At 56.4% G+C, this 20,396-nt stretch carries 11 protein-coding genes and 1 tRNA gene; 4 read left to right on the top strand and 8 right to left on the bottom strand.

Going from position 1 to position 20,396, the window contains the following annotated elements:
- Nucleotides 1-279: 279 nt before the first annotated feature.
- Nucleotides 280-356 (top strand) — tRNA-Met (locus ACI3K0_RS29625).
- 252 nt (nucleotides 357-608) lie between these two features.
- Here ACI3K0_RS29625 and ACI3K0_RS29620 read toward each other — a convergent pair.
- The 8 genes from ACI3K0_RS29620 to ACI3K0_RS29585 all read right to left on the bottom strand — a co-directional run bounded on the left by ACI3K0_RS29620 (nucleotide 609) and on the right by ACI3K0_RS29585 (nucleotide 14,603).
- Complete coding sequence (locus ACI3K0_RS29620) at nucleotides 609-1,073, bottom strand: hypothetical protein (RefSeq protein WP_404946893.1); 465 nt, start codon at nucleotides 1,071-1,073, stop codon at nucleotides 609-611.
- Nucleotides 1,074-1,295: 222 nt separating this feature from the next.
- The gene (locus ACI3K0_RS29615) at nucleotides 1,296-2,615 is read right to left on the bottom strand and encodes a glucoamylase family protein (RefSeq protein ID WP_404946892.1); all 1,320 of its coding nucleotides are present in this window, start codon (nucleotides 2,613-2,615) and stop codon (nucleotides 1,296-1,298) included.
- Nucleotides 2,612-6,469: a GH36-type glycosyl hydrolase domain-containing protein gene (locus tag ACI3K0_RS29610; RefSeq protein ID WP_404946891.1), complete on the bottom strand. Its 3,858-nt coding sequence runs from the start codon at nucleotides 6,467-6,469 to the stop codon at nucleotides 2,612-2,614. The genes ACI3K0_RS29615 and ACI3K0_RS29610 overlap by 4 nt, the downstream gene beginning before the upstream one ends.
- Before the next feature lie 64 nt (nucleotides 6,470-6,533).
- A complete protein-coding gene (locus tag ACI3K0_RS29605) occupies nucleotides 6,534-8,981 on the bottom strand; it encodes a phosphoketolase (protein ID WP_404946890.1) in 2,448 nt (815 codons plus the stop codon).
- Nucleotides 8,982-9,144: 163 nt separating this feature from the next.
- On the bottom strand, nucleotides 9,145-9,813 hold the full coding sequence (locus ACI3K0_RS29600; RefSeq protein WP_404946889.1) for a CBS domain-containing protein: 669 nt from the start codon (nucleotides 9,811-9,813) through the stop codon (nucleotides 9,145-9,147).
- A 231-nt stretch (nucleotides 9,814-10,044) separates the two neighbouring features.
- Nucleotides 10,045-11,748 carry an ABC transporter ATP-binding protein/permease gene (locus ACI3K0_RS29595; RefSeq protein ID WP_404946888.1) on the bottom strand — a complete coding sequence of 568 codons (1,704 nt, stop codon included), beginning with the start codon at nucleotides 11,746-11,748 and terminating at the stop codon, nucleotides 10,045-10,047.
- Between the two features lie 185 nt (nucleotides 11,749-11,933).
- Entirely contained in the window at nucleotides 11,934-13,553 is a 1,620-nt protein-coding gene (locus ACI3K0_RS29590; protein ID WP_404946887.1) for an L-lactate permease, read from the bottom strand.
- 51 nt (nucleotides 13,554-13,604) lie between these two features.
- Entirely contained in the window at nucleotides 13,605-14,603 is a 999-nt protein-coding gene (locus tag ACI3K0_RS29585) for a 2-hydroxyacid dehydrogenase (protein ID WP_404946886.1), read from the bottom strand.
- Nucleotides 14,604-15,121: 518 nt separating this feature from the next.
- Here ACI3K0_RS29585 and ACI3K0_RS29580 point away from each other — a divergent pair.
- The 3 genes from ACI3K0_RS29580 (at nucleotide 15,122) to ACI3K0_RS29570 (ending at nucleotide 20,075) form a co-directional block, all read left to right on the top strand.
- Complete coding sequence (locus ACI3K0_RS29580; RefSeq protein WP_404946885.1) at nucleotides 15,122-16,519, top strand: SH3 domain-containing protein; 1,398 nt, start codon at nucleotides 15,122-15,124, stop codon at nucleotides 16,517-16,519.
- A complete protein-coding gene (locus ACI3K0_RS29575; protein ID WP_404946884.1) occupies nucleotides 16,494-17,705 on the top strand; it encodes a hypothetical protein in 1,212 nt (403 codons plus the stop codon). Before ACI3K0_RS29580 ends, ACI3K0_RS29575 begins: the two co-directional genes overlap by 26 nt.
- 609 nt (nucleotides 17,706-18,314) lie before the next feature.
- Nucleotides 18,315-20,075: a hypothetical protein gene (locus tag ACI3K0_RS29570; RefSeq protein ID WP_404946883.1), complete on the top strand. Its 1,761-nt coding sequence runs from the start codon at nucleotides 18,315-18,317 to the stop codon at nucleotides 20,073-20,075.
- Nucleotides 20,076-20,396: the final 321 nt, after the last annotated feature.

Here is a 20,396-nt window from a genome sequence, read left to right as displayed (position 1 = left end):
AGCTTCATCCGACGGATGATGTTTAAAAGTCCCATGTGGATCACTCCGTTGCCCCCGTCGCTCACCGCGTTGGGGGAAGGTTCACATGGCTCAATTCTCAATGGAAATTATGCGCCTAACCGGCTCAGTTCTGCGTGGAAACCAACAAAGGATCGCTCACAGGCGCAAGCCGGTGCGTCCCTTACAGGAGACAAAACATAACGGTTTTGCTCCGGCACAGTCCGCCAACGATTAATCGTTGGCGTAGTCGCGATAAATCCCAAAGGGATTTACGCTTGGCGCGGGGTGGAGCAGCCCGGTAGCTCGTCAGGCTCATAACCTGAAGGCCGCAGGTTCAAATCCTGCCCCCGCAACCAAAACAAAATGCCGCCCTCAAGGCGGCTTTTTTGTTTTGGTAAACAGGTCAATACAGCCCATTCTGGCACATTTCGATGCCGTTCAGGGGCCGTCCACTCCAACATCAAGAGGAAAGGCTTTTTCGCTTTCCGGCAGTCGACAACTCGTATCGCTTAGGCACTCGCTCGGCGAGCGCAGCCTGAACCAAGGACCCGCTTTTCATCGTCATCGCTCGCTACTGCGTTCACGGATGCGAACAACTTTGATCCCTGCTACAATATAGGTGGATCCCAAGTAAGGAAAAGGCCTACATCTCCCGGCATACCCGCCGGGAAATTGATGATTACTCCTTTGAGACCATAGCCCTTGGGCTTGGCAACTTGTTGGAATAATTCAAGGACTTCCTTGGCTTTCCCCTGGAGCGTATCTTCCCATGCGGGGGAACCATTATTGATTGCTCGCCCACTGTCCGTGCAGAGGTCCGACGGAAAACTGAATATCAATGCTTCGAGTTTCCCATCGAGTGCTGCGCGCATGACAAGCCGCTTCATGAGGGCGCGTTCGTCGTCACCTATCTTCTTATCGAAAAAAGTATCGACAAACTCAGCGTGCTTCGCTGCTTCGGCCGCCTTATGGCCCTGGCTGCGTTCAATCTCACGAAGCTGATGTTCCAGCGCATGCTTTCGCAGATCCGCAGCGCTCATCATCGGATTTGCCGGAGGCTTAGGAGAGGTCATGATGTACACTCGCTTTTCAGAACAACCAAATACCGCAATCTGCTGACGTGTCCCATTAACTTACGTCCAGATGCCGGGTAGCTTACAAGACCCTACGTTGTTTCGAGAAGCGCCGGTAACCGTCCTGGTTGCGCTGACTTGCCGGATTGCCATGCCGCTTGGAAACAGCTCGGTCGCCGAACCTCCGGATGACATTCGCAACCTCTTCAAGGGGCTGATGGGTCACAGCCATCCACCGGTAAAACCCGCCTTTCTCAAGCCAACAACAATTGGTTTGCAGCGGCGTATGATGTCCCAAAGCAGACCGGTCCGATAGTTCTCGATCATCAGGACAACAGGGCCTTGATCTATCCCGAAGTGATAGGGGCTAACCCAGGGCTCGCCATCGCCATTTTGCTCGCCAAAGGTGCGATTGAATGACGGTTTGAAGCCATAGAGCCGCGTCATGCCGAGATTCATACGGGCGAAGTTCCTCAAGGTCGGGATGACGATCTCCGGGGCGAAGGGCAAAGAGGCAACGACCGCCCATGGTGCCACTGTGCCGTCGTCCGGACCAAAAGGGGCACCGCGGGCGAGATAGTCGAAGAATTCCACCTCGACGCCAGCAACGTCCCGCTTGAACCACCCGGGTCCATCACTCGCCGTAAATCCCCAGCAATACTCGCCATATCCGGCAAAATCCATCGGGTTGCGGATCGCATATTCCTGTTGAACGAAGGTTGCTTGGCGGCTGTTGTGAAAATAATCGCTATCGTGGTCCCTCATGAATTCGTCGCGAATTCCGCGGAAATCAATCCACATGTGTGAAAGCTGATGGGTGAACAACGGGCCGGAATATAGCAGTTCCCGCCCATAGATGTTTCGCCATTCGTAACTTTCCGTGTAGGACCTGTAGGCCTCAGGAGGTAACGGATGCGTCGGCGAGCCGAGACCCAGTATGTAGAGAAGCAAGCCTTCGTCATATCCGCGCCAGCGAAAGGGGATGAAGCCTTTTTCGGGGCGCCAGCCATGGGTCAGAGTTCGGCCGTTGTCACATGCCCAGACCCAGTCCGCGCGTTCATAGAGGGCATTGCCCAGGCGGCGGACTTCCCTTTCGTCCTCGGTGTCGCGATCGAAATAGGCCGCGACAGTCAGTGCTCCTGCAAAAAGAAACGCCGTGTCGATGGTCGACAGCTCGCATTCCCAAACGCGACGACCGGTTTCAATATCGAGGAAATGGTAGAAGAAGCCCTTGTAGCCAGACGCGTCGGGTTCCGGCCCCTGCGGGCATTCGAGCAGGAATTTGAGGCGCATCCTGGCGATCTTCACCGCGAATTTCCGGATGATTATGCCTCTCTCGACGAGAACGGGGATCGTTGCGAGAGCCATGCCGACCGCGGCGATACTAGCGGGCGCATCGGGATCGGTCTTGTCCCGGACAAGGCCATTTTCCGGGTTGGTGCAATGAAGATAATATAGAAGTGTGGTGAATTGCAGGCGTGCCAGATCCTCGTCAGTCGGCAACCTGTTCAATTCAGGGTCGGTTGCGAGAAGTTTCGTCATGGGGCGCCTATGATCACATGAATAGCGTGGATATCGCCGTCATCCGCCAGCGGGATTTCTGCCTGATGGACCGGCCTTCCATCCAAAAGGATCGAGTTCGCTGCGTCTGTTGAGCCGGGCGTCCGTTCGACACGAACTCGATATGTTGAGGTCGCATATCTGAAGCTCACTTCGAAACCTGGCCAGTCTTGGGGGAGGCAGGGCTCTACCGAGAGTGATTGGCCGTTTCGGCGAATGCCGAGAATAGCTTCTAGGCCAACGCGATAGAGCCACGCTGCCGATCCCGTATACCATGTCCAGCCCCCGCGGCCCGTGTGGGGAGAGGCGCCATAAATGTCGGCGCTGACCACATAGGGTTCGACCATGTAGTGCTCGGCGCCATCTTTCGTCTGGGCATGGGTGACGGGATTGAGGAAATTCCAGAGCTTGAACGCCCTGTCGCCATCTCCCTGCAGCGCAGTCGCCAATGCGACCCATGTCGCAGCATGGGTGTATTGCCCGCCGTTTTCCCTTATTCCGGGGACGTAGCCTTTGATATAGCCCGGCTGCAGCACGCCCTTGTCGAATGGCGGATCGAAAAGCTGGATCAGCCTGTCATCGTCGCGGACGAGCCGGTCGGAAACCGCCTTCATCGCCATCGCCGTCCGTTTGTTATTGGCCATGCCGGAGATCATAGCCCATGCCTGGGGAATGGCGTCGATCTGGCACTCGTCATTTAGATGCGAGCCCAAAGGGGTGCCGTCATCGAAGTAAGCGCGGCGATACCATTCGCCGTCCCAGGCATTCGCTTCCAGCGCCTGACGCAGCGCCTCTGCGCGCTCATCACACCATCTGGCCCGAATTTCGTCGTTGCGCGCCAAGGCCAGCGAGGCGAAGGATTTTAACACCGTCAGGAAGAACCATCCGTTCCAGACGCTTTCTCCCTTGCCCTCGGCGCCGACCTTGTTCATCCCGTCGTTCCAGTCGCCGGTACCCATTAGTGGAAGCCCATGTGATCCGAGGCTTAGGCCATGTTCCAGCGCGCGGCAGCAATGGTCATAGATAGTCGCGGTATCTTGGCTTGTATCGGGGACGTCGAAACTTTCTTCCTGGCCGCTTTTCAGGACAGGCGAGCTGATGAACGCAACCTGCTCATCCAGAACGGATCGATCTCCGGTTGTTGAAACGTAGTGGTGAACAACATAGGGCAGGAAATAGAGATCATCGGTCATTCGGGTTCTTACACCGACACCGGATGGCGGATGCCACCAATGCTGGACGTCTCCCTCGTCGAATTGACGCGCGGCGGCTCGCAAAATGTGGGCACGGGCCTCTTCGGGTGCGCAATGCACCAGTGCCATTACGTCCTGGAGCTGGTCGCGAAAGCCGTAGGCACCGCCGGATTGATAAAACGCCGACCGGGCCCAGACGCGGCAGGCGATGACCTGGTAAAGCAGCCACCGGTTCATCATCAGATCAAAGGCCGTATCGGGCGTTTTGACCGTAATCGTACCGAGGATCCGATCCCAATCATGAGAGACCGCTGCGAGAGATCGTCGGGCTAGTTCGGGTGTCACATAAAGCTTGAGGAGATTGTCGATGGCGTCGCGATTGTCAGTCTGCCCCAGTACGAAGACAACTTCGGCGCTTTCGCCGGGAGCGATCTTCAGATCGACCATGAGCGCCGCGCAAGGGTCAATCAGCGGGCCGGTATTTCCGCCGAAATCGGGACTGGCCAGCCCGGCAGGGTGAACCGTAGAGCCGTATGGTCCAAGAAATTCGCTTCGATCACAGGTAAAAGATCGCAGCGGCAGGCTTGCAGCGGCGAAGGCGACCTTTCCGGAAAACTCGCTTTGCCAAACGTTTCGCGCCACGACCGATTTGGAACCGGAATCGAACTCGCACACCACCCGCATGGCGGCATCGTCGGCAATCGTGCCAAGAACCCATTCCGTGAAATAGGTTGCTGTCACCGAACGGGTGTCGCTTCCATCGTTGCGAACTACCAGGTGAACGATCTTAACCGGGTCTGCAATCGGGACATGGACGGTCAGTTCCTGGTTCAGCGATCCGTCAGTGCTCTCGTATCGGGTATAACCCTGTGCATGAACGGTGCGTGCCGACGGATGTCCCAGTGGCATTGGCGTCGGAGTCCAAAACCGTCCGGTCTCCTCATCGCGCAGATATACGACCTCGCCGGGGGGATCCGAAATCGGATCGTTCGACCAAGGCGTCAGCCTGTTGAGCTGGCTGTTGCCTGCCCATGTGAAGCCGAGGCCGCTTTCGCTGGTCAAGCAGCCGAACGCTGGATTGGCGATCACGTTGCACCATGGTGCCGGCGTGGACGTGCTGCTTCCTGCCGCAATCACATAATTTCCATCGGAACTGAACCCGCCAAACCCGTTCCAGTAAAGAAGTCCTTCCGTCGCCGTGGCAGGATCTGCATCTGTACTTTTTGGCTGTGTTGGCGGTGGCGCATTGCCGGACGGGGTGTTTTCGAAAGTGCTTCGAAGCTGTTCGGCCAGCGAGCCGTGGCTGCAACGGAGCACGACGCGGGCTGCAGCCATCAACGAATTTCTCGATTGCTCCGAAAGCTCCTCCGCTGCGAGAGCATGAAAACCAGACGGTTTGCCCGGGGTCTCAGCTCTCTTGTGTTCGGCATGCAGTGCTTCGACGGCGCTATGATCTCCGAGAAAAACAATGTCAAAAGGCAGCCCGCGGTCGGAAAGAAACGTATGCGCTTCTATCGCCTCTTTGACGAGAGCCCCGCCGTCGGGGAGATCGATTCGCACGAGCACGATGGGACGATCCCCGGAAATTCCGTGCGCCCATAGCGCCCGTCTGTCCGGTTGCTCGCCGATGAGAGCAGTGCCGTCTCGCAATTCGGGGCGAGCATGCAGAATGCCGTCGGCAAGTTGATAGAAAAGGCTGACCTCGTGTGAACCGTTTGACGAACTGGATTGGCCGCCAGTGCGGGCTGCCACATCGGCAAACGTGTTATCTGACGCCTCGATATGGGAAAAGCGCCGAGCAATGAACTGCGCCGCCGCTTCGGTGGCTGCGGCACCCGTTACAAAGGCGATCCGTTCCGTCGCCCCCGGACGAATGACAAATGTTCTGCGCAGAGCGAAAATCGGGTCGAGCACGGGGCCTGTCACGGCGGAAAGTCGTGCATTGCGCTCCATTGCCCGAGGATTGGCGGCTGAGCGGCCTCTCCCGATGAAGCTGTAACGATCGGTGGCGTATTCGACAGCGTCGTGCTTCTCCTCGCTCGAAGCCGAAACATGCACGGCCCAGACGGGGCGCTCATCCGCGCTGCGTGGCCGTCTTCGCGCGAACAGAGCGCCTGTTTCCCTGTCAAATTCGGTTTCGACAAAGAGTTTTGCAAAGGCTGGATGCGCGCGGTCGGCGCGACGATTGTTGAGGCAAACCTCGCTGTAGCTCGTCAATTCCAGCCTTCTCGTGTCCGAGCCAAGGTTGGATATTCGAAGCAGACGGATTTCCGCGTCGCAATCGGTCGCCACGCATATCGAAGTCTGGATATGGATGTCTTGGGCGTGGCATCGGAACTCTGCCCGATTATCGAGGAAGGAATGTTCATAAGTACAATCTTGCCGAGGAACCGGCTGCTTGCCGACCGACCAGACATTGTCATTTTCGAGGTCTCTGACATAGCAGAATTGTCCCCAGCAGTCGCGTATTCCGTCCTCGCGCCAGCGGTTCACGTCAAGTCCGGACCAGGACGCGTAGCCCGCTCCGGCTCTTGTCAGGAAAACACTATAGTTGCCGTTGGAAAGCAGGGCCGCCTTTGGAGGCAGGCCTCCGACGAAATGACAGTTGGCGTTGTCCACGCCGGATTGCTCGTTTGACAGCATTGCCTGCTGGCCTCCCAAAGTTGATCAATCCTACCGGTCGCCGGTAGGATTGATGGCAAACCCTTCAAACATTGTCGCCTTCGGTGGACGTCGATTTCGTGCCGAAAGCGGGGTCTCGAACACCCCATTTCCAGCCGGCAATCGAGGGCATGTCGTCGCCGTGTTCTCTGATATATTCCTTGTGCTCGAGCAGCTTCACCCTGATCGCCTGTTTGAAATACGCTGCTCGCGCGCCGAGTTGCGGGAGCCGGTCGATAACGTCCGCAACAAGGTCGAAGCGGTCCAGGTCATTGAGAACCACCATGTCGAAGGGCGTCGTTGTCGACCCTTCCTCCTTGTAGCCCCTAACATGCAAATTGGCGTGATTGGTTCGTCTGTAGGTCAGGCGGTGGATCAGCCAAGGATAGCCGTGGAAGGCAAAGATGATGGGTTTGTTCTTGGTGAAGAGGTCGTCGAAATCCGCATCGGGAAGCCCGTGGGGGTGTTCTTCGGGAGGCTGCAGCTTCATCAGGTTGACGACATTGATGACACGCACCTTGATCTCGGGAAGATGCTCGCGGATCAACTGGACGGCGGCCAATGTCTCCAGCGTCGGGACATCGCCGCAGCAGGCCATGACGACATCCGGTTCGCTGCCCTTGTCGTTGCTGGCCCATTCCCAGATGCCGATCCCCATGCTGCAATGCCTGACCGCTTCCGACATCGTCAGCCATTGCGGTGCAGGTTGTTTTCCGGCAACCACGACGTTGACGTAGTTGCGGCTTCGCAGGCAGTGATCGGTGACCGATAGAAGCGTGTTGGCATCCGGCGGCAGGTAGACGCGCACCACTTCCGCCTTCTTGTTGACGACGTGATCGATGAAGCCCGGATCCTGATGGCTGAAGCCATTGTGGTCCTGCCGCCAGACATGCGAACTCAAAAAGTAGTTCAGCGAGGCGATCGGCCTCCTCCATGGGATTTCGTTACATATCTTCAACCACTTGGCATGTTGGTTGAACATCGAGTCGATGATGTGGATGAAGGCTTCGTAGCAGGAGAAGAAGCCGTGTCGACCTGTCAGAAGGTAGCCCTCAAGCCAGCCTTGGCACTGATGTTCGCTTAGCACTTCCATAACCCTGCCGTCAGGCGACAATCGGTCATCTTCCGGGTAGATCTCACCCATAAAGCACCGGTTGGTAACTTCGAGCACGTCCTGCCAGCGGTTGGAGTTGTTCTCGTCCGGGCTGAACAGCCGGAAGTTCTTGGCGTCGAGGTTCAGTTTCATCACGTCGCGCAGGAATGTTCCCATGACGCGGGCGGATTCCACAGTCGTCTCGCCGGGGCTGGGCACATCGACCGCGTAATTCCTGAAATCCGGCATCCTGAGATCCCGCATCAGAAGGCCACCATTGGCATGGGGATTGTCGCTCATTCGTCGCTGCCCGGACGGAGCAAGGGCGGCAAGTTCGGGTTTGAACCGGCCGCTCTCATCGAACAAATCTTCGGGTCGATAGCTCTTCATCCATTGTTCAAGGATGCTGATATGGTCCGGCTTGTTCATGTCGCCCATCGGAACCTGGTGCGCGCGCCAATAGTCCTCGGACTTCTTGCCGTCGATCTCGGCGGGGCATGTCCAGCCTTTCGGTGTTCGGAACACGATCATGGGCCAGGCTGGGCGTTTTAGATTTCCATGCTCCCGCGCATCCGCCCATATGGCGCGGATCTCGGCAACGGCGGCATCAAGGGTGGCCGCCAGTTCCTTGTGAACGAGTTCAGGGTCGTGCCCTTCGACGAAATAAGGCTTGTAGCCCATGCCCTCGAAGAACTTCTTCAGTTCTTCCTTGGGAATTCTGGCGAGAAAGCACGGGTTTGCAATCTTGTAGCCGTTGAGGTGGAGGATCGGCAGAACGCAACCGTCGCGGGCGGGATTGAGAAATTTGTTGCTTTGCCAGCCCGTCGCAAGCGGCCCGGTTTCGGCTTCTCCGTCACCGACGACGCAGGCGACGATCAGATCCGGGTTATCGAATGCTGCTCCGTAAGCGTGGCTCAGCGCGTAGCCAAGTTCGCCGCCCTCGTGAATGCTGCCAGGGGTTTCTGGGGCAACATGGCTCGGAATCCCACCCGGAAAGCTGAACTGCTTAAAAAGCCGCTGCATGCCTTCCGCATCCTGGCTGATGTTCGGATGGACCTCGGTATAGCTCCCCTCCAGATAGGCATGGGCAACCAGGGAGGGGCCGCCATGACCCGGGCCGATGATGTAGATCATGTTCAGGTCGTCGCGCTTGATAACGCGGTTCAGATGGACATAAAGCATGTTGAGGCCGGGCGAGGTGCCCCAATGGCCGAGCAGGCGTGGCTTTATGTGCTTGCGCTTCAGCGGTTCCCGCAAAAGCGGATTGTCCAAAAGGTATATCTGACCGACTGAAAGGTAATTGGAGGCGCGCCAGTAAGCATCCAGGAGGTGCAGTTCGTGGGATGACAGCACGCCGCCATATGGGTGAGTTTCGCCGGAAACCGTCTTGTTCGAAGCCATCTCAAACTCCTGGTCAAACCTTCATTGTTGAACTCAGAATCTGTAATGCCACTCCCGATGCGTTCGGCTCGGGCACCGTAATATGACATGGTATCAACCTGCCGCCTTTCGGCAGCAGCTGATGTGTCGGGTGATCTAGCGAAGGCGGTAACCGGGGACCGGATTAAGCTTTCGACTGGTCGAAATGGTCGATGACGCCGGTGACCCCTTGTACGCCTTCCGCTACCGTTCGAGCTGCTCTGCGGCATTCCAAACTGTCCACTTTACCCCAGAGATGCACAAGTCCGTCGACCACGGTGACGCTGAGACCTAACCCTTGCAGGCTGGCATTTTCGGCAAGACGGGTCTTAATGCTACGCTGGATACCTTTGTCCCCTCCGACTGTCTTGTCCGTCGGCGCGGCGAGAACTGCGTGAAGTAGGTCTGCCCGGCTGACAATGCCGACCAGCTTGTGCTCACGCATGACGGGAATACGCTTGATGCTACGCTCGTTCATCATCCGCGCCGCCTGAGAGAGTGGAGCATTCTCGTCGATGGTGATGGCGTTGGGGGTCATGACATCACTGACACGCCACGAGTTGCGCCTTACGTAGTCATTGGCGCGTGTCTCCAATGATAGCCCGATGTCTTTGAGAGATGCGCTCGCTGCGGACACGACCTCCGGTCTGCGTATAAGGTCGCCCTCGCTGAGGATGCCGAGCAAGTGCCCCTCATCGTTGATAACGGGAAGACCGCTGACGTGATTGTCCAGCATTACCCTTGCAGCGTGCCTGACGCTGTTTTCGGGCGATACCTTGACGATCGTCGTGGTCATTACATCTTTGATGCGCATGAATTCCAGTCCCTGAAAGACCTGCATACAGTTGTCTGATTGAATTCTGTGCCCCGTGTGCGCGACAATCACATATGCTCGGCAAAAGCTTTGGAACAGCTATTATCAAGGCTGTCCGATCAACACCTGGCAAGGCCTTACCGTGTATGTTCCGGTAACTTACGTGCAGGCGCTGAAAGCAACGAAAGCCTGTCATGGACAGCCCAACTGTGAGCGGAGCAGGCTCTTCGACTAGATCCGATCCGGGCTGTTCCCTGAGCTCTGCTGCTGATCGACCCACGTCCAAGATCCATCGACGTGGAGCTGCAAAACTGCGTCATAAGCAATCGAACCTTCATCGGAATCTGTGAAATTAATGCATGCGATCGACTTTTCGGTCAGGAGTTTGAGGATCTGGTCGAGCATTTCCCGGCCGAAAATGACATTGCCCTTTTCGATGAGTACATATTTGGGCACAGCAGAAAGAACTGCTGCGACTACCAGGAGATGCTGCTCGCGCGGCGACAGTAGCGTCGCCCAATTTTGCTCCCGGTCTAGCCCGTCGCCGAGCAGTCGGCCGAGACCAAGCGTCTTTAGCAGCCCGAAAAGCTGCTCGTCTGACACCTCATGGTGGCGTTCCGGCGATACAAGGATCTGACGTAACGTACCTGGAAGAATATATGGACGCTGTGAAACGAAGCGGATCGAGTTTTTCTTCGGACGAAGGATCTGTCCGTTACCCGCCATGCCGATGCCGGCTGTCGCTCGAAACAAGGCGGGGCCTGCAGTTTCTACGCCTCCTGCAACAAGCAGGTGCATGCCGGCCGGGATGGATATCGTCAGATCTTGCACAAGCGGAGCATCGGTTGAGCCCAGCGTGACGCCTTTGTAGGCAAGTTCTCCCGTTGTCTCCACAAGCTCTGGGCCAGACTCTTCAGGATCGATCTCCTCCATAGCCTCAATTAGCGCGGTGATACGGGTGACAACGGTCGCGAAGGCGGAGATCGAATGTATCTGCCTGACGATGAACGAGAACGCGCCGACAAGCGTTGCGAACGCCGCAGCTGACTGCGTAATCACACCGAATTCCATCTGGCCATTGATGAAGGCCGGGGCGATGATGATGACAGGAACGACTTGGATCATCCAGTTATAGCCGGTGGTAAAGAAGCCGACGTTGCGATTGATGAGGGTGATCTGTCTGAAATTGGCGACGACGTGATCAAACCGATCGATAAGATGCTTGGCATGGAATTGCCCACCGCTTGCGAGCGCAATCGATTCCGCATTTTCCCGCATGTGAATTAGACCAGAGCGGAACGCAGCCTCCGCATCCAGTCGATCGTGATTCAAGCCGATCAACGGTCTACCAATCACGATCGTCATGTAGGATCCCACCGCGGCGTAGACGACTGCGACGATGAACAGTAAAGGGCTGATCAGCCAAAGCACGCTCGAAAAAGTCAAAACGGTCAACAGGCTGTTCAACAGCATCAGGACGAAGGAAAGCGTCGTGATCGTGAATGCGTTGATGTCGTCGGCAATCCTCTGGTCGGGATGCGAGATTTTGCTGCTGACACGATAAAAAGTGCCACCACTCGCATACAGTCCGATCGCGCGATGCGTCAGGAACTCTCTCCAGAGGAGCGCGAGGCGCTCCTCTGCAAAGCGTGCGATCACTGCAACACCGGTCGATGCGGCGAAGACCAGCACGTATATCAGAGCTTGCCTTGAGAATTCGGCAGGTTGCCGCTCGGCAATCGCTGTCATGAAATTCCGGCCGACATAGCTGTTGGCGACGTTTAATGCGCTTATGCCGCAAAACAGGGCAAGGAGTATGAAAAGAAGTATCTTCGCTCTGCGTCCTACGTCGGACCTCAGCAAAGCTCTCACGGAATGAAAAAATCTGAACGCAGCAACCTTGATCGAAGGTTGGCTCTGTGTGTCGTCCTCCACAGCTAGTTCCTCTCAACGGCAAATGTAGCCAGATGAAAGCATAAACTTGGATGGGCCATTACTGTAAGCTCACAGGAGAAGAAAAGGTGTGCTTCAGCAAGAGTACGATCGTGATTTTTGCCATCAGGCAGCAAAAGGTTTGGGCGGTCGTAACCTTGGAAAATGTGCATCTTACCTAATCCGAGCTAAACCATGAAGGACAAGATGAAAGTCCAAAGGCAGACATAGACAAGAAAGCCGAAGCTATAGAGCAGGGTGGTCCGCATGATGTCGGATTCCCGACCGACTTGGCCGACAGCCGCGGCCGCAATGGCGATGGATTGCGGTGAGATCAACTTTGCCATTACCCCGCCACTTGTATTGGCTGCGACCAGAAGAGCCTGATTGGTTCCGATCTGAGAGGCCGTCACTGATTGAAGATGAGCAAAAAGCGTGTTGCTGTTGACGACGGAGCCGGTGATGAACACGCCAAGCCAGCCGATCACCGGCGCAATCAACGGAAAGACCGTTCCGGTACGCGCCAGCCCAAGTCCGATGCTCGATGATGCGCCGGAGAAGTTGGCGATATAGGCGACGGCCATGATGAGCGAGATCATGACCAGAGGGCTCCACAAGTCACGAATGACCAGTTTGAGCTGTTGGATCGATACCGATGGAGACAGCCGCGACGAGCCAAGAGTGGTAAGGATCACGGCCAAAAGGATGGCTGTTCCGGATGCGCTGATCAGAGCGACGTTCCATACTGCCGGCAAGGCACGAACCGCATCCGCGATGGGAGGTAGTTGCTCGACCTGAAGATGCAAAAACGGGATCTGCAGTTTCAGCACTGTGGCAGCCAGGATACCGTTTGACGCAAACAGGCCCTCGAATTGCGGCAGGCTCCATATGAGAATGGTCGCAGTCAGGATGTAAAAGGGGGACCAGGCCTTGATGACCTCCTTAAACGACCAGCGGAGCGAAGAAATCGGTGGAGCGCTGTCCTCACGATAGATCTGCTTCGGCTGCCAGAACTGCATGAACAATGCCAGTGTGCCCATGGAGACCAGAGGGGCGATGATATCGGTCAGTTCCGGCCCGAACAAATAGAGCGTCATGACTTGAAGGCCGCTGAACATCAGCCCGATCAGGAGGAGTACCGGCCATGTTTCCCGTACTCCTCGGTAACCGTCGAGAACGACAACGAGCAACAGAGGCACGAACAGCGTGGAAAGCTGAACTATAGCGATCATCATGACGGATAGATCCCGGAGTTCGACGCCGCCCTGTTGTGCGCCGACCAAGACAGGTATGCCGATCGCGCCGTAAGCGCCGCTGGCAGCATTGGCCAAGAGGCACAACATGGCGGCCTTGAACGGCTTGAAGCCAAGTTCGACAAGCAGCGCAGCGCAGATCGCGATGGGAACACCGAAGCCGGCGGCGCCTTCCAGGAAGGCTCCGAAGCAGAAGGCGATCAAGATCACCTGGATGCGCTGATCGTCCGAAATCGTTGCGATGCTCGCCTGGATGATTTCGAACTTGCCGCTTTTCACCGCCAGCCGATAAAGCCAGACCGCCATCAGCACGATGTAGCCAATCGGCCATAGGCCGGCGAGGATGCCGAATATTGCGGCGGCAAGTATCTTTTCCAACGGCATCTGAAAGACGACGAGAGACACGAGGATCGACAAGGCCAGCGTTGCAATCGCTGCGGTCAAACCCTTCAGCTTGAGAAAGGTCAGCGCGACCAGGAAGAACAGGATCGGAAGCGCGGCAACCAATGCCGAACGATAAAGGCTTCCCGATGGATCATATGTCTGCTGCCACATTGCCTGTTCCCCGGCTCGTTTGATTACGGGTCTGGTCTCGAAAGGAGGGCTCTACGTCGGGAGAACTGCATTCGGGCAATTGGTCCCCTTGGCAAAGCAGTTCAGGTTTTGAAAGGTGACATCCGCGATTTCGCGCAGCGCCTCGTTGGTGAAAAATCCTTGATGCCCTGTCACGAGAACATTCGGAAACGTCATCAGCCGCTGAAAGATATCGTCATCGATGATCTCGGAGGACCGGTCATGAAAGAACAGGGCGCTTTCCTGTTCATAGACATCGATAGCGAGAGCGCCCAACCGACGCGACTTCAGGCCGGCAATCACCGCTCGCGTGTCGATGAGTGCTCCCCGCGATGTATTGATCAGCATCGCGCCCGGCTTCATCAACGCCAGCCTCTCGCTGTTTATCAAGTGCCGATTGTGCTCGAAGAGCGGACAATGGAGCGTGACGATATCGGAGCGTTTCAGCAGGCTCTCCAGCTCCAACATTTCGCCTATTGCCAGAAATTCGGCGGAAGGCGCCGGATCGAAACCAAGGATGTGGCAGCCGAATCCTTTCATGATTTTCGCCACGGCAAGCCCGATCTTGCCGGTGCCGATAATCCCGACCGTCTTGCCGTGAAGCGTCATCCCTAGCAGGCCGTTGAGCGTAAAATTGCCTTCCCGGACGCGATTGTAGGCGCGATGCGTATTCCGGTTTAGGGTCATCATCAAAGCGACTGTATGTTCTGCTACTGCCTCCGGCGCGTAGGCCGGCACGCGCGCGACAAGCAGGCCGAGCTGCTGTGCCATCTCGAGGTCGACATTGTTGAAGCCGGCGCAGCGAAGGAAAATGCCCTTTACGCCAAGCTTGTACAAAGCTTCAATGACCGGGCCGTTTGCGACGTCATTGACAAAGATGCATACCGCATCGCTGCCCTGGGCAAAGGCAACCGTTTCCATGGAAAGGCCGACATCATGAAAGACCAGGTTGAACGGTGCGACTTCGCTCTGATTTGCCTCGTTCAGAAAGCGTTTGTCATAGGCATGGGCACTGAACACTACGATGTTCATTGCATAAACCTCCTATCGTCCTGTTTGGACTAACGCCCTCACGGCCAAGATTTTGGCCATCTAGGTCAGGCCAAAGAGTGGATCGCTGTCCCGACGGAAATCAGAATTGGGTGCTCCGAGCCTACCTGGGACGGGTACAGCAGGTGCTGCCTTGATCTGCACCGCCGAACCGTGACACGACAGGAACTGTTTCGGGACGTATTTTACGGTATCAGACATGCCATGCTTGCCGCGGCCACCGGGCAGGCTGCTGCAAATGATAACCAGGTCGCCATCCTGTATTGGGTCATCGGCGTGAGCTGCCGAGTTTGTTTCCGTGTAAGCTACACCGATCCTCTGCTAGATCGATTGTCTGCGATCTTCTCCCGTCTTATTCTTCCTAACTTGCCGGGGAGATTTTATCTTCCCGAGCACTCAACCTTCTCGGGTAGACATCAGCGGGCTTGAGGGACTTACGGGTCAACCGTGTTGGAACTGTAACTCTACAGGCTTTGGGCAAGACCACTGAGGCCGTTTCGATGCGCAAAATACTCGCTTATCTAATGCTTGCTTCTTTCTTCTCGACATCGGCCTTCGCCGATCCCGCTATCCTGACGGCAAACGTAAACTTCAGAACTGGTCCGGGCACCGGCTTCCAGGCAATGAGTGTCGTCAAGAAGGGTGAGGAGGTCGATATCAAGGAATGCGACGGCCGTGCCGAATGGTGCGCTGTGAGTTATTCTGGATTGAACGGCTTCGTTGCCGGCAAGTACCTCACTCAAACCGGCACAACAACGTCGGCCTGGCCGAAGGTCTTTACGACGGAAAGCGGCGCTGCAATTACTCTGTTTCAGCCGCAGATAACCGAATGGACAGATCTTGCACGGCTGGACGCGCTCATTGCGACAGAACTGCAGGTTTCAAAAGATGCTAGACCGGCCTACGGCATTATCGGGGTTTCTGCGAGAACGATCGCAGACGATGCTACCGGCGATGTCACGCTCACTGACTTGAAATCAACGCGGATCGAGTTCTCGACGCTCGAGCGCAAGCAACTGTCTGATTTATCGCTTGAGGTCGGAAAACTTCTGCCGACCGATCCCATCGTCGTCTCGGAGGATCGGCTAACGGCGAGTCTTGCGAACTACAAGCGACTTTCGAATGTCGCCGACATTAAAGCCGACCCTCCGCCGATATTCATCAGCGAAACGCCAGCAGTTCTTCTACAGACAAACGGCGTGGCCGTGTCCGCGCCAGTGAAGGGCGTACAGGGTTTGTCCTTTGTTGTGAACACCAACTGGGATCTCCTGAAGGTAGACGCAACGAACACCCTCTATCTGCGGAGCGACAAAAACTGGCTCACCTCAAATGCACTGGACAGCGGTTGGGCGGAGGCGAAGACCGTTCCCGATCTCCTTTCTAACCTGCCCGACGATGATAACTGGAAGGACGCAAAAACCGCGCTTCCGCCTGCTCCATTTGCGGAAGGGGCCACCCCAAAGGTGTTTTTCTCAGATAAGCCAGCGGAACTGATAGTCTTCGAGGGAAAACCGACTCTCGAAGCCGTGCCGGGAACGGGCCTTGACTGGGTATCGAACACTACCGGCGCTGTCTTCTATCACAGAGCGCTCAAGGTCTGGTACACCTTGCTGTCCGGCAGGTGGTTTTCGTCGTCGTTGCTTGGCGGCCCTTGGACTTTTGCCACGACTCACCTCCCGAAGGATTTCCTGAACATCCCCGAGGATGCACCCTATGCCGCCGTACGCGCGTCCATTCCTGGGACATCGGAGAGTGCCGAGGCGGCTCAAGGCAAGTATTCCGAAGATGGCGCGTGTGGCGACCGATGGATCGGTGAATGTCGAGGTCGTCTACGGAGGCGAGCCAAAGTTCGAGCCGATCGAAGGCACCTCGATGTTCTATGCTGTCAACGCAAGTGAGCAGGTTATAAAGGTTGCCGAAAAATATTACGTGCTCAAGGATGGAATATGGTTCGTCGGGGACACCCCGGTGGGGCCTTTTTCCGTTGCACGTGCGGTCGACGAACAAATTTATGATATTCCGCCTTCGTCGCCGGTTTACAACGCCACCTATGTGCACATCTACGAAACCGAGGATGACGCTATCTGGTTTGGTTATACGCTCGGTTATCTCGGCACCTATCTTGCGTGGGATACAGTCGTGTGGGGTTCTGGCTGGTATTATCCTCCTTATTGGGACTACGAAGATCCCGATCTGCCCTATTACCCGCCGCCAATAACCTATGGTGTCGGAGCATTCTACAATTCGGCATACGGAGCGTTTGGTCGCTATGGCTACGCCTATGGACCGAACCGCGGTCTTGTTGTCGGTGGCGCATACAATCCGAAAACGGGAACGCATGTCCGGGCCGGTGCCGTGGCAGGGCCGGCAGGCCAGAGGGGGTTCATGGCTGCCTACAATCCGCGGACGGGCAACGCCTTCGTCGCGCGTGGTGGGCAAAATGTCTATAGCTCCTGGGGCAGCGTTTCCGTCAAGCATGGCGGCGAATATGCGCGCGTCAGCGGTGGTTCAATGGGAGGTGCGAGCGGTCTGCGCTGGCGTACGTCGGAAGGTAACAAAGGCTTTGTCGCTGGCGAAAAGGGCGGCGATATCTATGCTGGACGCGACGGCAACGTCTATCGGCGCCAGGACGGTGAGTGGCAAAAGCATCAGCCGGACGGTGGCTGGCAACCGGTGGAGCGCAGGGATCGAACAAATATCAAACGGTCTGAACAGCGTCCGATAGCCAAACGGTCCGAGCAACGTCCAGCAGCTAATCGGCCCCAAGCTACGCAGCGCTCGACCGTTTCGCGGGGCAATCAACAACGGGCTCGCGACCGTGCGCCGGCGCATCTCTCGTCCGATTTCAATGGACGACAAATGGGCAACCGGAATGAACTCAACAGCACCTTTGGTCGACGTGATCCACAATCAGGCGGAAACTTCCATAGCTTCGAGCGCGGCGGTTTCCAAGGCGGTGGCGGTCGCAGCTTTCAAGGTGGCGGCAGCCGAGGTGGTGGAGCAGCGTTTCATGGAGGTGGCGGACGTGGGGGTGGCTTTGGTAGCGGTGGAGGACGCGGCGGTGGAGGTGGACGCGGGAGGTGAACTATTCAATCCAAGACTTCTGCTAGAAACGTAGTAAGGCGATCCAACACGTCACCGGGGCATTGGACACCGAACCGGCCGCGAGTGAATTAGCCTCTCTGATCAGGACAGCGTTCGCACTTTGCTGTTCTGTTAAGAAAGCGGCATCGCACGCGTAGAACGGCTGGGTGTTCAGTTGAACAAGGATGCGTTCGACCGTGGGGCTTGTGAGACAATGTGCGACAGATCGCTTGATCGCTGCGACCCATACTTGCTCTCCTATCGGCGCGGACGAGCAACGCGACGAACGACAGTATGAAAGATGCGAAACGCGTAACCGAGCCACCAGAAATGTTAGTGAGACTCGAGAGGCTTCGCTTCGATAGTGCCGTACTGGGTCGCCGCTGCAGAGAAAGAAATGCAGCGAAAAGCCGGAGGCCGCAGTAAAGCCGAAATACGACCTCCGGTACGCGATACTATTCCTAGATAAGCATCGAGAAGTTAATACTATCTAAAGTTGAGGCTTATTCCGAGTCCTAATGTGACATATTGTCATCAACTGGAGATTGTGCTTATATTTGGGCTCGCCGAAAGGGCACTGTACTCTATGAGAGTACGTAGGGGGGTGCGATGGGTGATGCGAAGCTCGGCAACGAAGGGATAGAACCTCGTGCGGACGAAGTCCTCGCGCAACTGGAACGCATACTAGCGAGCGAAAGCCTGAACCTTCCCGACCGCGCGAAGAGGTTCCTCCAATACGTTGTAATGGAGACCCTAGATGGTCGCTCTCACTATCTGAAGGCTTACACCATTGCGTGCATCGTTTTCGGCAGACGCGATTTCGATGCGCAGGGCGATCCGGCCGTCAGAATTGAAGCGGGCCGCATAAGGCGGGAGCTCGAGCGCTATTACCTAATAGCAGGTGAGGGCGAACCGATCATCATCACCATCCCCAAGGGTGGCTATGTCCCCAGCTTCGAGAGGGGGGCGAGCACTGCATCGGGTTCGTCGGACCAAGGGCCGGCGGTTCCGCTGATCGCCAACCAGACGGCTCCAGATAAACCGCAACCGGAGTCATCGTCCGATCCTTTCTGGTCCACGCCACCTCTGCTCCTGGCTGGCATGTCGGTATTGTTGGGGGCGGTAATCCTAGCCGTCGTTGTTCAGCCGAGCGCAATGAAGAGTTCGCTCCCGGGAATGGACGAGGGTAGGGCGACTATCGCGGTCGGCCGCTTTGAATACCCCGCTGATGACAAGGAACTGGAGGCTATTTCTCAAGGTACGGCCGCCGAGGTCATAGCGAAGCTGGTGAAGTTTAACGAAATCGTTGTTATAGATGGTTCGGCCGACCCTCGTGGCCAAAACCAGTCGGACGCGCGGTACATGTTGGAGGGCGGTCTCCGAAACCACGGTGACAAGATACGGACTAGCGTTCGGTTGCTCCGACAATTTGATCGAGCGGTGGTTTGGGCGACTAACTATGATACTGACCTGAATGTTCAGAGCGCTTTAGACGCAGAAACAGCCGTGGCTCAAAAGGTCGCGACCGCTGTTGCTCAGCCATTTGGTGTTGTTTTCTCATCGGACGCGAGGTCACACAGTGGCGGCTGGGACGCCTATGAGTGCGCCCTGGCATATTATAATTACCGCAGGGCGATGACGGCAGCGACTCTTTCTGCTGCGCAGGATTGCCTCACGTCTCAAACCGCCGAGAATGCAAAAGATGCAACCTCGATGGCATTGCTTTCCCTGACCAATCTCGACCAGCTACGTTTCGCTGCAAAGCTTGGCAAGTCTCCGCCAAAAGACGCCTTGGAAGTCGCTTCGACACTGGCGCATCGAGCTTCCACGATCGATCCGCAGAACGCCCGTGTTCTCCAGGCGCTCATGCTGTCTTATTTCTTCAACAATGACATCTCCGCAGCGCTGGACGCGGGGGCTGCGGCGTACGCGCTCAACCCGAACGATACAGAGGTGACCGGCGAATATGGGCTTCGGCTGTCAATGAGCGGTAGGTGGGAGACGGGATGCGAATTGGTCAGCAAGGCAGTCAACGATGGCGCAGGCCCCAGCGGGTACTATGAGGTCGGAATGGCGCTTTGCGCATTTATGAGGGACGATTTTCAGGCTGCAGAACTCTGGTCGAAGATGTCGGACCTTTCCTACAACCCGATGCATCGTGTGGTGTTGGCGGCGATTCTGGGAGCCTCAGGAAAGACGCTGCAGGCTCGCCGCGAAATAGAGTGGCTGAATGCGAATGCCCCGACCGTGATGCCTGACATAGTCAAGCAGATTCGAGCGAGGCTGGCGAGACCACAGGATCAGGAAAGGGTCTTTGACGGCCTGCGTGCTGCCGGGGCAGAGTTAGCAGAAAATCTGGTCCTTAAATGAACTAAAAATGCCGGTATAAGCATCGGGACCCACTCCGCGTAAGTAACCGTACCGATCCACAAACCATTTCCGAAAACGCTACGGTGGCGCTTGGGAGAAATGGAAGGAAGTTCGGGAATGCAGCGTCGCGGCAAAGCTTTTGTAAAAATAATTGTCGTCAACCTTCTTCTGTAATTGAGATGGAGATGGCACACTTGTTGGTTTCCACGCAGAACTGATGGAGTGGATGCCCCCTCCCGACGGCATCGCGATGTGCCAAAGTGATGTTTGCAACAACGTCACTCAGAGGAGAGAGCATCCATGAATGAAGTTAGCATTGTA

The organism is Rhizobium sp. ZW T2_16 (assembly GCF_044987325.1).
Classification (GTDB): Bacteria; Pseudomonadota; Alphaproteobacteria; order Rhizobiales; family Rhizobiaceae; genus Neorhizobium; species Neorhizobium cellulosilyticum.
The sequence above is the reverse complement of the archived record's forward strand: the minus strand, read 5'-3'. Positions and strand labels throughout refer to the sequence as shown.